The following is a 15,372-nucleotide window of genomic DNA, read 5'->3' as shown; positions in this document are numbered from 1 at the left end:
GCGAGCGGATCCGGCCGTGGCGGTTCCGGCGGCCGGGTGTCCAGCAGGGGTACGCGAAGCCGACGGGCGTCGGCTCACGTCTCACGCCTCACGTATGAACAGGTGATCGTCGGGCTGAACCATCGGCGAGCCTGCGGAAGTTGGGGCTCCCTCGCGGCTGCTCGTGGCGCGTCACGCCGAGCACGCACCACCCCGAGCACGCACCGGCTCTCGGCGACGGCGCCTCGTTCACGAATGCCCGTCACTCTCACCCCGCTCACCATCGGGCGCAAACCCCATCGCAAACACGTCCTGCCGACGGCAGCGGCCCGGAACGCACACGCATGCCGGCACTGCGGTAGGCGTTCTGCCAAGGCTTTCCCAGCAGTTGGTCAACGTGGCACCGCGAGACGTAAATCCCCTGAGCCGACGCCCTTGGCATGATGCCCGGGTGAGCGTCGTCGTCGAGTTCTTCGCGGTTCGGGATGACGCGTCAGCGGCACTGGTTCTTCGGACCGGGCCACACCTCGCGGAGTTGAGTACGCGCACTCATGCCCTTTGCCATCCGGCAGCGTGACGATACGGGTCGGACCACGCCGGGGCAGGCCCCGGCAGAGCAAGGAGTCAGCAGCAGGTGCTCAGTACCTTCGCCCGCACCATCGTCCCCGTCCTCGGCCGTCTGACGGTGACGACGGGTACGACCCGCGGCATCGCGCCGGGCAGCATCGTCGCGCCGAACCACACCGCGCTCGCCGATCCCGGACTCGTTCTGGCCGCCTTGCACCGCCTTGGCACCGAGCCGGTCGTCCTCGCGACCGCGGGCCTGTGGAAGATCCCGTTCCTCGGCCCCCGCCTCACCCGCGAGGGCCACATACCGGTGCACCGGGGCAGCCGTAGCGCGGCGGCGGCCCTGGATCTGGCGGCGGAGGCAATCGCCGCCGGCCGGGTCGTGGTGATCTATCCCGAAGGTGGACTTCCCCGCCGCCGGGACTCCGGGGACCGCGAACCCGGTGTCTTCCGCACCGGCCTGGCCCGCCTCGCACTCGCCACCGGCGCGCCCGTCGTCCCTCTCGGACACGCCGGAGCCCGCCGGATCATCTCCGGCGGGCGGCTCAAACAACTCGCCGGCGTCGCCACCGCACCCCTGCGCCGCCCGGACCTCCACGTCCACCTCGGCGAGCCCGTCCACCTCACCGGAGACATCACCGAAGCCACCGCACACGCCCGCAGGGCCGTGGAGAACGCATGGCGGCAGGCCGTGGGCCGGCCGCCGTCCTCCCGCAGCACAACAGTCCGCCCCACGTGAGCGGACATCGGCGAGCGAGCCGAACGCCGGGCTCATGCTCTCGCCCCCAGCACCCAACAGGCTTAATCCACCGTCTTGTTGGCATCAGCCGGAGTCCAATACGTCAGGGCCTCGGCGTAGTGGTGTGATGTCTGGTTCGTGCCGATCCGCCGACTCGGGCCCGCGGGAAGCGGACCGCCCGACGAGGTCGCGGTGGCGTTACGGCTTTCAACCGACGGGTGCGGGCTCGGGCCTTCCGAGAGGTATGTCGCGCATGCCACGCAGTGGTGAGAAGAACAGCCACAGTCCCGCGCAGCAGCCGCCGGCGACGGCGATCCACAAGGTGGTCTGGACGCCGAGGGCGGTGGCGAGCGCGCCGCCGGCCACGCCGCCCAGCGGCAGGGTGCCCCAGGTGATCCAGCGTGCGGCGGCACTGACCCGGCCGAGCATGTCCGGCGGGCAGGCGGCCTGGCGGTAAGTGGTCAGCGAGACGCCCGCGACGGTGGAGGCGAAGGTCCACGAGATCCAGCCGAAGCCGAACAGCAGCACCCACCAACCGTGCCCGGCCAGCGGAATCAGCAGGCCGGGCAGGGACAGCACGGTCATCGAGATCCAGCTGATCCTCGCCGAGCCGACCTTCCGGGCGAGGTAGCGTGCCGCCACGCCGCCGGCCACCCCGCCGACGGCCCCCAGCGCCAGCAGCAGCCCCACCAGGGCAGGACGCAGATGCAGGGTGCGGATCAGGAACACCGGGCCGAGGGTCTCCACCATGATGACGAAGAAGTTGGCTGTGCCGTTGAAGGCCACCGAGTTGCGCAGGATGGGGTCGCGGGTGACATGGGCGAGCCCCTCACGGATCTGCGCCCACAGCCTGGGCCGCCGCTCGGCTTCGGCCGAGGGCCGGCGTCGCTCGCGGGTACGGACAGCCGTCAGCGAGCCCGCCGACAACGCGAAGGAGAGGGCGTCGGCGGCCATCGCCCCCGCGGCGCCGATCAGCGCCACCAGCCCCGCGCCCAGACCGGGCCCGGCAATCTGCGCGACCGACCCGGAGACGGCGACCTTGCCATTGCCGTCCATGAGCTGGTCACGGTCGAGCAGCACCGGCAGATAACTCTGGTAGGCCACCGAGAAGAACACGGAGAAGACGCTGGAGACCAGCGCGACGGCGTAGAGCTGGGCGAGCGTCAGCGCCCCGACTGCGTGCGCCAACGGCACCGAGCCGATCACCAGGAACAGCGCGAGGTTGCACCAGATCATCAGCCGGAGCTTGGGAACCCGGTCCACTATGGCCCCGGCCGGCAGTGCCACCAGCAGATACGCACTCGTCTCCGCAGCCGACAACAGGCCTACCTGGAATGCGGAGGCCTCCAACAGCACGACGGCGACCAACGGCAGGGCGAGGACGGTGACTTGCGACCCCATCTCGCTGACCGTCTGCCCACCCCATAACAGCAGGAAGTCGCGATGACGCCAGATCGAGGGATGTTTTCCGTTGTCCTCAAGCATCTGCCCGATAGTGACATCACCCCACAATCCATGTCCATGCCAGGGCCTCGGCGCAGGCGTGTGATGCCTGGCTCGTTGCCGATCCGCCGGCTCGGGCCCCTGGAACGCAACAGGCACGGGCTTCCGAGATCATGAGGTTCTCCACGCGCCATGACCCCAGCGGGAGACCATGCCTACCGACGCACCATCCCCGATCCCGCCTCCTCTTGACCAGCTCCGCCAACAGCCCCAGGTTGCCTCGGAGGAAGTCCCGGACCTGCTGGAACTGCTGTGCCGGGTGCCGGACCCGCGCAGGGTGCGCCACACGCCGGCCGTCGTACGCGCGCTCACCGCCTGTGCCGTGCCGGCAGGGGCTACCTCGCTGCCGGCGGCCGGTGAGCGGATCGCCGATGCTCCCGCGCATGTCCTCCACCGGCTCGGCGTCGGCTCCGACACACTCCAGCCCCGGCGCACTCTGCCGTCGGAGGCCACGGTCCGGCGGCTGCTGGCCCGCATAGTCGGCGACACGCCGGACCAGGCGATCGGCAGCCGACTCACCGACCGCCGCCCCAAGTCGACCAGACGGCGCGGGCTGTCCGTGGTCGGCAAGAGCTTGCGAGGCGCGGCCAAGGCCGGAAGATCCATCTGCTCGCCGCCCTGGAGCACACCACTGGCCTGGTCCTCGCTCAGCCGGACGTCGGCGAGAAGACCAACGAGATCACCTGCTCCCTTCCCTGGCGGGACATCCCGCTCCAGTGGCCGAGTCACGGGCATCGGCCACGGCCGCTCGGAGATCCGCCGGATCAAGGTCGCCGCCGCCAACAACCTGCTGTTCCCCGGAGCCCGCCAGGCCGCTTTCTCGGAGTTGGCAACCGGTAATACGGGGACGGGAGTTGCCGAACTCACGAAGGGAGGTGAGGGTTGAATGATGTTCCCTTACCGAATCCCCAACGTCGTGGCGTTACGTGTCTTGGCAGGCCCTGGTTTTGAACTTCGCCATGGGGACAATGATTGTGGATTCGTCGCCGTTGTCCGAGATCTCGTCGTAGAGGACATTTCCTGGAGTGAGTCGGTCTCTGTCGGCCAGGGTGAAGGAGACGTTCCCCGATGACGACGAATTGTCTTTGGTCCAGCCGTAGAGGTCGTAAGTGACCTTGGCGGTGAGCGGAGTGAGAGAGGTCGTCGTGGTCCAGCCTGCGGCAGGAGAATCAAGGGTCCAGGTGGCGATACCGGCCTTGATGGGGTGGTCGGACGTCCACGAGCCGACCGTCACGGTCTTGTCGACGTCGGCGCTGTCCACGTAGAGGGTCGCGCCATCGATCCGGTGGCCGCAGACCATCATGACGCCGAGCAGATGACCGTCCCTGGTCACGGAGATGCCGGCGACGGCGTCGACGGGAACCGTGCACCCCGTGGTGGTGGCCAAGGCCACGCCGATCGCGACGGCACCGACGGTGTGCCGGAACACCGGCCGTGAAGTGATCGGCTGCATAGCTCCCCCTGCCCGAAGGCCGCACGTGGGCCTCTTGTTCCACCGGATAGTAGGGGCGAGCCGAATCACCAGGTCGTCGACGTTGGTGAATGGTTCGCCGAGGGGAAGGTCGGTGCCGCCGCCGCAGCCACCATCCGCGCTCGGCCACGATCAATGTCGACAGGGTCGCGACCGGCACCAGCGCGAGCAACGACAGCCCCATCCAGGCCCACACCACTCCTCCCCCTCCCCCGTCCGTAGGCGACGCAACCCCTAGCAGCTGCGCACCACAGCTCTGAGCGCCGTTTGGTGGAGCTCAGACACAGCCGTACTCCCAGCCGAGGCGTGACGCACTGTGCTTCAGGGAGCAGGCCACAAGGGCCCGTGGATGACAGTCGGCGCTTCGGCGTCGGCGCGGGCGCGGGCCGAAGCGGCCTCGACCTCGGCGCGGGTGACTTCCTTGTAGAGGCGTTGCCCGTGGGCGTCGGTGATGTCGATGACGATGGAAGTCCACTCCTCGGCAGGTTCCTCAGGCACATGACCGAGTTGGTACTCGGCGTCCCGGAGCAGTTCCTCCGTCACCCGAACTCCGGTCAGCCGCTCGGCAAGGGCGAGTACCGCCGCCTTGGTGTCGACACGTTCGCCCGTTTCGTGCTCGCGGTCCGACAGTTCGAAACCGACCTCCCGCATCACCGCGTTGAGGGCATCGGGAGTGCTGCCGTTCCTGACGGTGGGCCACTCGAAAGTGGTCCGGCACTCTCCGTCCTCGTACCAGTGGAAAAAGTGCATGGGCTTGCCTCCATTGCTGGAGTGCACCACGGCGCGCCCGCCCGCCGACAGGGCCTCCAGGAAGCCCGGCCGCATCCCCATACCGCCCTCTCCGAGGTGCAGGACGAGCGACCACTCACCCCCTTCGCCCGGCACGGTGAACGCGCCCGCGATGAAGGACTCGTCCCAGTAGTCCCCCGGGGCGAGCAGTTCATCCTGCCGCTCGATCAAAGCATCCACCCCTGAACACGCGCCCTGAGGCTCCGCCTCCATCATCCGCAGTACCTCCGCCGGGGCGACACCCCGCACCAGAGTCAGGGTGTACCCGCTCTCCAGCGCGTAGCGGAACAACCGGGAGGAACGTATCCAGGCATAGTCATGTGCGGTCACCGAAGTCATGCCCCGCAGTCTGCCTGCTGCCACTGACAACGCCCTTGAGAGCCAACGCTGTTGCGCACACCAGCGCTGCTGCCCGGGTCGCCTCGGCCAGGGAGCGGCTGGACGACTCGCTCTCTCCCCCAACGAGGCATGGCCCACCCCCGCGATCGACTGATCGTGGGGCTTCGTGATAATGGCCTTATGCCGCAGCCGCCGCTCGCCGTGGAACCCGAACCCATAACGGCCGATCCCCCTCATGCCGCAGACCGGCCTCTTCTCACGCAGTCCTGGCTCGATCTGGCCTTCCTCCATTGGGCCGCCGACCCGGCAGACGTCGCCCCGTTGTTGCCGGCCGGTACCCGCCCGGACACCCTGCACGGCGCCACGTACGTCGGTCTCGTCGCGTTCCGGATGCACCGTGTCGGATGGTTCCGCCTTCCTGGTGTCCCCTACCTCGGCACCTTCCCGGAGACCAACGTCCGCCTCTACTCGGTGGACGCCCACGGCCGGCGGGGTGTGGTCTTCCGTTCCCTGGACGCGTCCCGTCTGATACCCGTCGCCGTCGGACGGGCCGTGTTCCGGCTGCCGTACGTCTGGTCGCGGATGGAGATCCGCCGAGAGGGCACTTCGGTCACATACACCAGCAAGCGACGCTGGCCCGGGCCTCGCAGTGCGCGGAGCGACCTCGCGATCCGGATCAGCGAGCGGGTCGAGGATCCGACCGAACTCGAACACTTCCTGACCGCTCGCTGGGGCATGCACAGCACCTTCTTCGGCCGCTCCCGGTATCTGCCGAACACACATCCGCGCTGGCCGCTCCACCGGGCCGAGCTTCTGCACTGCGAGGAGAACCTCGTGACCGCGGCGGGCCTTCCCGCACCGGTCGGGGATCCCGTCAGCGTGCTCTACTCGCCGGGAGTCCCGGTCCGGTTCATACGCCCGCCCCGCGCTTCGGCCGGCATCGCCACTCCGTGACCCCCCTCCTGTTCGACGCCGACTCCGCTCCACCCGTCGGCGTCCTTATCCCCGTCACCCGAGTCGCAGGACGCCAGGAGCGCGCTCCTCGAAGATCCTGACCAACCAGTCGAAGACGGTCGTTCCGCGACCTTCCCGGGCCGCGGCAAGATCGGCGCCGACGGACGGACGGTTCAAGGGGTGGCAGCGTGACAAACGGATCTCCAACTGGCGAGCCGTCTCCGGATGGCCCAGATGCACGCGAGACACCCGATGCTCGCGCCACTCCACGACGTAGTCACCGTCGTCGGGCGTCCCGAATCCACCGCTGAGGCAGTCGGCAAAGGCGTCGAGGTTCCGTCCGAAGTAGCCGCCGGGTCCGTTGACCGCTTCGCCGATGACGCGCCAGAAATCGTCCAGTGTTCTGATCTGCGTGCCGTCCAGCACGTATGTCGCTGTCACGACTTGGACAATACGTAGGGGTGGAGCAGCTTCGACGCACGTGTGTGGCCGACCCGTGAGCCGGGACTACGGACCGGGTGTCGGCGGGCCTGCCGATTCGACGCGTCCACGGCCCACAGGGCACTGCCGTGGTTCTCCGTCACACGCTTCACATCCACAACATCCGAGGTCAGAGCGTCGCAGCGGTCCTCATCAGGGAGTTCACCGGAAGTGCTGCGCGCGGTCCGGCACCCGCATAGCGTGCGGTGACCCGGACCACTCCCCGCGTTCTCGCGGTCCGCACCTCTTGGGGCCCACGACCCACTAGGAGATCCTGGAATGTCTTCCGACAGCTCCGAGTTACAGCCGCTTCACCACCGGCCCGGACGGCACGCCTCCTCCACCCCGACCCTACGGCCGTCCCCTCCGCAGGGGGGCCGCCGCCCGGCGAACTGGACCCGTTCGTCGACCGGACCGCACCGCGATCTGCGCATGCTGCGCCGGGCGTACCGCTGGCAGCGGCGGGTCGCCACGTTCGCCGCACTCGGCTACTTCACCGTCTTCCTCACGCTCACCGTCGAATTCCCCTCGGTGATGGCGCGTCCCGCCCCGGGCGGATTGCCGACCGGGCTCTTCCTGGCCCTGGTGCAACTCCCCGTCACCTGGCTGGCCGTCATCTTCTACGAGGCGATCGCGCGCCGGTACGTCGATCCCCGCGCCCGACGGGTGCGCCGTCAGGCCGCTCAGGCCCGCGACGAGGAGGTGCGGCCGTGATCGACTTCGAGGGCTCCGCACGGTCGTGGTCGCTGGTGGCGTTCTTCAGTGTCGTGACTCTCACGCTGCTGTTGTGTGTGGTCACCGGTCCCGACCGTGAGGACCTGGACGAGTTCTACACCGGCTACCGGTTCCTCTCCCCGTTGCGCAACGGCCTGGCCATCGCCGGTGACTACATCTCCGCGGCCACCGTCCTCACGGTCGGCGGGATCATCGCGCTGTGCGGCTACGACGGTGTCGTACTCGCCCTGAGCACGCTGCTCTCGCTGCTGCTGCTGATGTTCCTACTGGCCGAACCACTGCATCACACCGGCAGGTTCACGATGGGCGACGTGCTGGCCCGTCGTATGCCCGGCCGCGCGGTACGCATCACCGCGTGCGCGGTCACCCTCGCGGCGCTGGTGCCCATGATGGTGGTGCAACTCGCCGGTGTGGGGCAGCTGTTGGCGTTCGTCCTGGGTTTCTCCGACAGCACGATGCGCACGGGGTGCGTCGTCGGGGCGGGGGCGCTGATGATCACGTATGCGGCCATCGGGGGCATGCGCGGCACCGCCCTGATCCAGATCCTCAAGACGGTGATCCTCCTCGGCTCCGGGCTGGTCGTCGCGGCGCTCATCCTGCACACCTTCGGCTGGAGCCCGCAGACCCTCTTCCAGTCCGCCGCGCAGAACAGCGGGGCGGGCCCCAACTACCTGCGCTACGGGCTGCAGTTCGCGGGCGGAGAGCATCCCGCCCTCGACATGGTGAGCACCCAGTGCGCCATCGTGCTGGGCGGCGCCTGTCTGCCGCACGTGACGATGCGGATGTACACCGCCGGCAGCACCCGTCAGGTGCGGCGCGCGATGTCCTGGGCCGTCTCGGCGGTCGCCCTGTTCATGGCGATCATCACCGTCGTCGCCGTCGGAGCGACCGCCCTCATCGGGGGCAAGGAGATCGCCGCCGCGGACCCGCGCGGCAACACCGCCTATCTGCTCGGGGCGCGCGCCGCGTTCGGGACGGACCTCTCCCGCGGGGAGAGCCTGCTGTTCACCACCGTCACCACGGCCATCTTCCTGACCCTGCTGGCGTCCGTGGCCAGCATGACGCTGGCCTGCGCCAACTCGCTGGCCCACGACGTCGTCGCCCGCGCGGACATGCCGCCCCTGCGGGAAATGGCGCTGGCCCGTCTGTCCGCCCTGGCCGTGGGCATCCCGGTGATCGTGCTGGCGGTCCTCGCCCAGCACCGCAGTCTGCAGCCGCTGGCCATCGTCTCCTTCTGCCTCGGCGCCTCGGCCATCGCCCCCGCGCTCGTCTACAGCCTCTTCTGGCGCCGCTACACCCGTGCCGGACTGCTGTGCACGCTGATCGGCGGCAGCCTCAGCGTCCTCGTCCTGATGACCGGCACCAACCTGGTCTCCGGCTCCCCTCAATCGGCCTTCCCCGAGGCCGACTTCAACTGGTTCCCCTTCACCACCACCGCCCTGGTCTCGGTCCCGGCGGGCTTCCTGTGCGGGCTGCTGGGCACCGTCCTGTCGGGCAGAAGGGCCACCGCGCGCGAACGCAACCGCTACGAGGCCGTCGAGCCCGTCCTGCTGGCCGGACCGCCGCATCCCCGCAGCGGATGAGTGCGGGCGTGCCCCCGGCCGGTACGAACCGGGCCGGTACGGGCCTACGGAGCCTCCCGTAGGCCCGCCCTGCACACGGCTTCGTCATCCGGTGGCGAACTCCCCCAGCGTGTCCGGGGAGCCGTTGAACCTGTCGTGGTCGCCGACCGTCGCCCCCGACGAGGTGTACTGCCACATCGTGTATGCCGACCAGCCCGCCGGGAGCGTCCCCGGCGAGCTGGCGTACCGGGCGACCCACAGGGGGTTGGTGGAGCCGAAGCCGCGGTAGCCGCCCGTGCAGAGGGTCCACCAGCTGGTGGAGGTGTAGATGACCGCGTCGCGGCCGGTGCGGGCCCGGTAGCGGCCGAGGAAGTCACCGAGCCAGCTGACCATGCCGACGGTGGACTTGCCGTAGCAGGAGTCCCCGTAGGGGTTCCACTCGATGTCGAGGGCGCCGGGCAGGGTGCGGCCGTCGGCGGACCAGGCACCGCCGTGGTCGACGAAGTAGTCCGCCTGGGCGGTGCCGCCGCTGGAATCCGGGGTGGCGAAGTGGTAGGCCCCGCGGACCATGCCGGTGTCGTAGGCGCCCTGGTACTGGCCGCCGAAGTAGGGGTTGCGGTAGGACGTGCCTTCCGTGGCCTTCGTGTAGGCCCATCGGGTGCCGCTGCTCCACAAGGTGGACCAGGCCACGTCACGCTGGTAGCTGGAGACGTCGACGCCTTCGGTCTGTCCGGCCCGCGTGGCCGGGGGTATCGCATCGGGCGTGCCGGTGATTCCGTCGTGGGCCATGACGCCGATGCCCATGTACGCGCTGCCCCGCACGGGTGCGGGTTGCGTCGCCGCGGGCGCGGCGGGCACGGCGGCCGCGGTGAGGAGGAGGCCGGACAGGACCACGGTCAGACGCAGGCGTGAGCGGCCGTACCGGGATGATATGGATCTTCGCATGCCATCCATCTGACCCTCGGTCGCGCCGCGTCGCACGTCATGTACCGCCAATGACCGCATCCCGGCGCCGGGGCCGGCCTGTACCGCCTCGTGCCTCGCACCGCCCACTGGGGCCCTGCGTTGGCCAACTCCCTTGACTCTCAGGTCACTTGAGATCCCATAGTGAGGGGTATGAACGAGCTCTACTCCATCGGGGACGTCGCCCGCCGCACCGGCCTGAGTGTGAGCGCGATCCGGTTCTACGCCGACGAGGGCGTCGTCGAGCCCACCGGCCTCACCGAGGGCGGCTTCCGGCGGTACGACGTGCACGCCATCGCCCGGCTCGACCTCGTGCGCACCCTGCGCGACCTGGGTGCCGGCCTCGACGACATCCGCCGGGTGCTGAGCGCCGAGACCAGCCTGCACGACCTGGCCGTCACCCATCTGCGGCTGGTCGAGGACCAACTGCGGCAGTTCCGGGCCCGCCGAGCCGTACTGCGGACGATCGTGCGGCAGCACACCACCACGGAACAGGTGAGCCTGATGCGCAGGCTCGTGTCGATGTCCGACGACGACCGTGACCGGCTCATCGACCAGTTCTGGGACTTCGTGACCGACGGCCCGGACGTCCACCCCAGCCAGGTCGAGCGACTGCACAGCCGGCGGCCGCACCTGCCCGAGGAGCCGTCCACCGGGCAGCTGGAGGCCTGGATCGAACTCGCCGAGATCGTGCAGGACGAGGAGTTCCGCACGGCGGTGCGGGACTTCTTCCACCGCACCTTCGGCACCGAGCAGGGCAAGTTGATGGCTTCACCGGAGATGATCGCCCGCGTCGAGAGGCATCGGAAGCTCCTCCTGAAGGCACGCGCCTCCCAGCAGGCCGGTGTGCCCGCGGATTCGCCGCAGGCCCGTGACATCGCCGAGCGGATCGCCGTCGACTCGGCCGAAGTGGTTGCCGCCATGACAGGTGAGCACGACGCCGGCAAGGCCCGCCGCGGCATCGCCGAGTTCGACCGGAACGGCAAGGCGACGCAGTGGCGGGCCAAGGCCACCGGACTGAAGCTGCTGACCCGCTACCACTCCCTGGTGGCGACGGTCAACGGCACGCCCAAACCGGACCCGGACCCTGAACAGGCGGCAGCGATCCGGGAGTGGATGGCCGCCGCCCTGCGCCAGGGCACGAATTGAGCGTGATCTGTCTGCAGTTCAGCACGACCCGATACGCGCCCTGGATGTAAGCATGGGTGCCCATCAGATGGCGGCGAGGTTGTTGAGCAGGTGGCCAAGCTCTGCCGGTGCTTGAATGTGGGCCAGGTGGCCCTGGCCGGGGAGTTCGTGGACTCCGGCGTGAGCGACGTGCTGCCGCACGTTGTCGAACGACGTTCCGTAGGGGGCTGTTCCGCGGTTGCACTGGCCGATGATCAGGTCGACTTGATCTGCCTGTCGCGCCATCACATCCGGAGGCGGCGCCGCGTTGAGCGCGCCGAGTTCGGCGTAGAGCGGGCCGCTCAAGCGACGCAAGATCGCCCAACCGTGCTGATCGGCCTGAAGATCCTCGACGTGCGCAGTGGAGAAGCCCGAGATCTGCCGATTGACGATCTCGACGCAGCGATCCCAGTCCGCCGTCTCCGCCGCGTGCTTCAGGTCCGGCAGCGCATGGCGTCCGAATGGCCGCATCACCGGCTCGTAGGCGATTACCTGGGGTATCGGGCGATCGTTGGTGGCCAGCAAGGTGATCAAGCCGCCGTAGCTCCAGCCGAAGAGCGTCCTCGTGCTGTCGAACTCGTCAAGGACCACGCCGAGGTCCTCGACCTCTGTCCGCAGTGAGTACGAGTTGGTCAACGGCCCCGAGGAAGCACGTCCCCGGCGGTTTACGACTACCACTGAGGGCCAGGCGTCGATGGCGCCCGCAACCTGACGCCACGTATGCGCGTCGCTCATCACGCCCGGGACGACGACGAGGCTCGGGGCATCCGGCTCCCCGTACACATCGACCGTGACCCAACTGTCCCCGCTGACCGGCAGCCTCTTCTGCATCGTTCGCTCCATAAATCTATTATGGAGCGAACGATCTACAATGCAAGCGTGACCGAACGCCACCGTGGACGACCACGAGCCTTCGACCGCGACCGCGCGGTCCTTGACGCCGCTCGCCTCTTCTGGCGACGCGGCTACTCCGGCACCTCGACCCGGACCCTGACCGCGGCCCTCGGGCTCTCCACCTCCAGCCTCTACGCCGCCTTCGGCAGCAAAGCCGGGCTGTTCGAGGAAGCGGTGCGGACCTACGCCGAGCGTTACCGCGAGATCTACCAGCAGGCTGTCGCCGAGAACGACATCCAGACCGTCATCGAACGCATCCTCACCGACTCGGTCCACGAGTTCACCCAGCCAAGCGACAGACATCCCGGATGTCTCATCAGCAGCGCCGTGATGACCGACAGCACGAGCACGCTCGATACCAGCACCTACATCGCCGAACTGCACAGCTCGAACGAGCAGGCCCTCCTCGTGCGCATCGAACGAGCCATCCAGGACGGGGAACTGGCCGCGGGCACCGACGCAGCGGTCCTGACCGGGCTCATCCAATCCGTCTGGCACGGATTGTCAGTGCGGTCCAACGTCGACACGGCTCGCGAGGACCTGCTCGCGACGGCACACCTTGCTCACCAGCTGATCTGCCAACAACTCACGTCACCAACATCCTGACCCGCAACACCTGGACGGTCGTGCCCACGCTGTCCGCCGCGTGCCCTGACGCACCCGTCCCCTCCGGTCGGCCGGTGCGGCTGCCGTCGCTGTGGCAGCCGATGATCCAGCTCAGCAGCGGGCCCGCCATCGCGGTCGTGACGACGGCCATGACGACCATGAGGGAGTACAAGTCCCGGCCGAGGAAGCCCAGTTGCAGCCCCACGTTCAGGACGATGAGTTCGGTCAGGCCTCGGGTGTTCAACAGCGTCGCGAGCGCGGCGGACTGACGCACCGGCATCCGGTTGAGGCGCGCGGCGGTGAACGCGCCGGTGAACTTGCCGCCGACTGCCACCAGCAGGATGAGCCCCAGTGTTCCCAGCTCGCCCGCGTTCAACCCGGACAGGTCGACCTGGAGACCGGCGACCAGGAAGAACACCGGCAACAGCAACGTGGCACTCAACTCGCCCAACCGCTCGTTCACTTCGGCCCGCAGCCGCTCACCACCGGTGCGCGGCAGGACCGCGCCCCAGAGAAACGCGCCGAAGATGTAGTGCAGGCCCACCCACTCAGTGGCGGCGGCCGACAGCAGCAGACCCACCACACCACCCGCGAACACGGCCGGGGTGAGTGTCAGCGCGCGGCGGCGGGCCACGAAGCGCCGCAGCAGCGGCCGTACGACGAAGAACATGCCCAGCACGCAGGGGACTGTGAGCAGGATGCGCCACTGGCCGTGGCCGGCCGAACCACTGACAGCGACCACGCCCTCCAACAACGACCAGGCCAGGACATCGTCGACGCACGCACAGGCCAACGCGACCACCCCCAGCGGGGAGCGGGCCATGCCCCGGTCGGTGAGGATGCGGGCCGGCACGGGGAACGCCGTGACCGACATGGAGATGCCCTGAACAGCATGAACGCCGTCCTGTCACCGGTGCCGTTGTCGTCCATCAGATACAGCGCGAGCAGCGCGCCCAGGCCGAACGGCAGCAGGACGGAACTGAACGACACGGTCGCGGCGAGGCTTCCGCTGCCACGGATCATCGCGGCGTCCCATTGCAGGCCGACGAGGAACATGAACACCGCGACACCGATCGCGGCCAAGGCACTGAGCAGCGGCGGGATGTCGGCCGGGAACAGGGCGTCGCAGAGCGCCCCGTGGAAGAGAGTCGGCCCCAGCGCGATGCCGGCGAGGACCTCGCCGATCACCGCGGGCTGGTTCAGGCGCCGGGCCAGGGCGCCGAGCAGACGTGCCAGCAGCACGACGGCGGCGAGGCCCAGAAGGAGGGACGAGGTCTGATGGGTCGTCATGGCGATGGGTCTCCGTAGGGTGGGGTACGGCCCGGGAGCATCGCAAGGGTCGCGCTGCGGCACAGCGAGAGCGGAAAGCCGGGAGCCGAGCGCGGGACAGCGGCAGAACCCGGCGGCCACTGTGTGCGGTCACCGGGTTTTCCCTGGGAAAGGCGGATAGCCCGGGAGTCGGTCCGGACGACCGAGGCCCAACACATTGTCCGGAGACGGGAGTTATCCCATCCTCTGCTGTGTCGCAGCCTCGTCCGGAGCCGGGGTGAACGCCTCGATGTGGTCCTGGCCCCACTGTCTGAAGGACCGGGCCGGGCGACCCGTCACCGCCTGGACGGTGTCTTCCACGAGGGCCTTGGCACCGGCTCGCTGCCGTTCCGCGCTCGCCAGCAATGCCTCGACGACCGGGGGCGGGCAGCGTCCGCTCAGCGCTGCACGGGCCTCGGCCACGGTCAGTTCCTCGAAGCGCAGGGGGACGCCCAGCAGCCGGCCGAGTTCGCGGGTCTGGGCGACCGCGGTGAGGGCCTGCGGTCCGGTCAGTGTGTAGGCGCGGCCTGCGTGACCCTCCTCGGTCAGGGCCCGTACGGCGACCTCGGCAACGTCACGGGGGTCCACACAGGCGTTGGGCGACGTTCCGTACAGCGCGCGGACAGTGCGCTCGGAGCGGACATCGGCGGCCCAGGACAGGGAGTTGGACATGAACGCGCGCGGACGCAGCAGGGTCCATTGCAGGCCACAGGAGCGCAGCAGTTCCTCGTTGGCGCGCTGCCACCGGGTGATCAGGTCGTCGGCCCGGGCATCGAGGACGGCCGCCGCGGAGAGTTTCACCACCCGCCGTACTCCGGCGGCGCGGGCCGCCGACACGAAGCGGGCGTCGTCGTCGCCGTCGGGGCGGTTGGTGACCAGGAACGCTGTGTGCACTCCCCTCAGGGCGCGGGCCAGCGACGGTGGGTCCGTGTAGTCCCCGGCGACCGTTCGCGCCTCCGGGAACATCCCTGCGGCCTTCGATGGATTCCTGGACATGACCCGTACGCACAGGCCGGAGGGGAGGCCGCGGACCACCTCCCGTCCCACCATCCCAGTGGCACCAGTTACCAGGACCACCGGCTCTTCCCCGCGCGCGGCCCGCCACCGCACCCGCTGCCCACCGTCGTCCATTCGGTCATGCCTCCATGTTTTACCCCCCTGTTTCACTCCCTTTGTGTCGATTCTGCGGATTATTCGACTTCTCGCATTCCCGGTCCGCCACCTGGCCTGTTGGGTTCCCCGGGCATGGCGGATCCGCACCCGAGCCTCACCCCAAGAAAACAGCACGGACGGTTTACCAATGGCACCGCCGAGAG

At 69.0% G+C, this 15,372-nt stretch carries 15 protein-coding genes and 1 pseudogene; 7 read left to right on the top strand and 9 right to left on the bottom strand.

Annotated elements, in window-relative coordinates; genetic code table 11:
- Nucleotides 1-613: 613 nt before the first annotated feature.
- Nucleotides 614-1,285 carry a lysophospholipid acyltransferase family protein gene (locus OO70_RS06390; RefSeq protein WP_043665063.1) on the top strand — a complete coding sequence of 224 codons (672 nt, stop codon included), beginning with the start codon at nt 614-616 and terminating at the stop codon, nt 1,283-1,285.
- A gap of 207 nt (nt 1,286-1,492) precedes the next feature.
- Here OO70_RS06390 and OO70_RS06385 read toward each other — a convergent pair whose 3' ends face one another.
- Nucleotides 1,493-2,770, bottom strand: a complete 1,278-nt coding sequence (locus OO70_RS06385; RefSeq protein WP_043665061.1) for an MFS transporter — start codon at nt 2,768-2,770, stop codon at nt 1,493-1,495.
- Nucleotides 2,771-2,939: 169 nt separating this feature from the next.
- On the opposite strand from OO70_RS06385, the gene OO70_RS52100 reads away from it, so the two are divergent.
- Nucleotides 2,940-3,674, top strand: a complete 735-nt coding sequence (locus OO70_RS52100) for a transposase family protein (RefSeq protein ID WP_234336753.1) — start codon at nt 2,940-2,942, stop codon at nt 3,672-3,674.
- Nucleotides 3,675-3,710: 36 nt separating this feature from the next.
- Here OO70_RS52100 and OO70_RS06380 read toward each other — a convergent pair whose 3' ends face one another.
- Together OO70_RS06380 and OO70_RS06375 are read right to left on the bottom strand one after the other, a co-directional pair.
- Nucleotides 3,711-4,217, bottom strand: coding sequence for a hypothetical protein (locus OO70_RS06380; protein ID WP_234336752.1), 507 nt, complete (start codon nt 4,215-4,217; stop codon nt 3,711-3,713).
- A gap of 363 nt (nt 4,218-4,580) precedes the next feature.
- Entirely contained in the window at nt 4,581-5,387 is an 807-nt protein-coding gene (locus tag OO70_RS06375) for a DUF6461 domain-containing protein (RefSeq protein ID WP_043665059.1), read from the bottom strand.
- 180 nt (nt 5,388-5,567) lie between these two features.
- Between OO70_RS06375 and OO70_RS06370 the strand changes: the two genes are divergently transcribed.
- On the top strand, nt 5,568-6,341 hold the full coding sequence (locus OO70_RS06370; RefSeq protein WP_043665057.1) for a YqjF family protein: 774 nt from the start codon (nt 5,568-5,570) through the stop codon (nt 6,339-6,341).
- 54 nt (nt 6,342-6,395) lie between these two features.
- On the opposite strand, the gene OO70_RS06365 is transcribed toward OO70_RS06370, so the two are convergent.
- Nucleotides 6,396-6,782: a barstar family protein gene (locus OO70_RS06365; RefSeq protein ID WP_043665055.1), complete on the bottom strand. Its 387-nt coding sequence runs from the start codon at nt 6,780-6,782 to the stop codon at nt 6,396-6,398.
- Nucleotides 6,783-7,100: 318 nt separating this feature from the next.
- Here OO70_RS06365 and OO70_RS06360 point away from each other — a divergent pair, with 318 nt between their 5' ends.
- Nucleotides 7,101-7,535 (top strand): DUF485 domain-containing protein, encoded by a 435-nt coding sequence (locus OO70_RS06360; RefSeq protein WP_043665053.1) that lies wholly within the window; start codon nt 7,101-7,103, stop codon nt 7,533-7,535.
- Nucleotides 7,532-9,139: a sodium/solute symporter gene (locus OO70_RS06355; protein ID WP_043665050.1), complete on the top strand. Its 1,608-nt coding sequence runs from the start codon at nt 7,532-7,534 to the stop codon at nt 9,137-9,139. Before OO70_RS06360 ends, OO70_RS06355 begins: the two co-directional genes overlap by 4 nt.
- Before the next feature lie 84 nt (nt 9,140-9,223).
- On the opposite strand, the gene OO70_RS06350 is transcribed toward OO70_RS06355, so the two are convergent.
- Entirely contained in the window at nt 9,224-10,063 is an 840-nt protein-coding gene (locus OO70_RS06350; RefSeq protein WP_043665564.1) for a lysozyme, read from the bottom strand.
- Nucleotides 10,064-10,234: 171 nt separating this feature from the next.
- Between OO70_RS06350 and OO70_RS06345 the strand changes: the two genes are divergently transcribed.
- Nucleotides 10,235-11,230: a MerR family transcriptional regulator gene (locus tag OO70_RS06345; protein WP_043665047.1), complete on the top strand. Its 996-nt coding sequence runs from the start codon at nt 10,235-10,237 to the stop codon at nt 11,228-11,230.
- Nucleotides 11,231-11,293: 63 nt separating this feature from the next.
- Here OO70_RS06345 and OO70_RS06340 read toward each other — a convergent pair whose 3' ends face one another.
- Nucleotides 11,294-12,091 carry an alpha/beta fold hydrolase gene (locus OO70_RS06340; RefSeq protein WP_043665045.1) on the bottom strand — a complete coding sequence of 266 codons (798 nt, stop codon included), beginning with the start codon at nt 12,089-12,091 and terminating at the stop codon, nt 11,294-11,296.
- A gap of 36 nt (nt 12,092-12,127) precedes the next feature.
- On the opposite strand from OO70_RS06340, the gene OO70_RS06335 reads away from it, so the two are divergent.
- Entirely contained in the window at nt 12,128-12,748 is a 621-nt protein-coding gene (locus OO70_RS06335) for a TetR/AcrR family transcriptional regulator (RefSeq protein WP_043665042.1), read from the top strand.
- Here the strand turns inward: OO70_RS06335 and OO70_RS06330 are convergent.
- From OO70_RS06330 to OO70_RS06325, 3 genes and pseudogenes are all read right to left on the bottom strand, one after another.
- The gene (locus tag OO70_RS06330) at nt 12,729-13,622 is read right to left on the bottom strand and encodes a cation:proton antiporter (protein ID WP_267881208.1); all 894 of its coding nucleotides are present in this window, start codon (nt 13,620-13,622) and stop codon (nt 12,729-12,731) included. The two genes, OO70_RS06335 and OO70_RS06330, sit on opposite strands and share 20 nt — an antisense overlap.
- 119 nt (nt 13,623-13,741) lie before the next feature.
- Nucleotides 13,742-14,038: pseudogene (locus tag OO70_RS56605) on the bottom strand (cation:proton antiporter domain-containing protein); the annotation flags it as partial.
- A gap of 213 nt (nt 14,039-14,251) precedes the next feature.
- Nucleotides 14,252-15,133, bottom strand: coding sequence for an NAD(P)H-binding protein (locus OO70_RS06325; RefSeq protein ID WP_043665562.1), 882 nt, complete (start codon nt 15,131-15,133; stop codon nt 14,252-14,254).
- Nucleotides 15,134-15,372: the final 239 nt, after the last annotated feature.

This window comes from Streptomyces xylophagus, assembly GCF_000716435.1.
Classification (GTDB): domain Bacteria; phylum Actinomycetota; class Actinomycetes; order Streptomycetales; family Streptomycetaceae; genus Streptomyces; species Streptomyces xylophagus.
The sequence above is the reverse complement of the archived record's forward strand: the minus strand, read 5'-3'. Positions and strand labels throughout refer to the sequence as shown.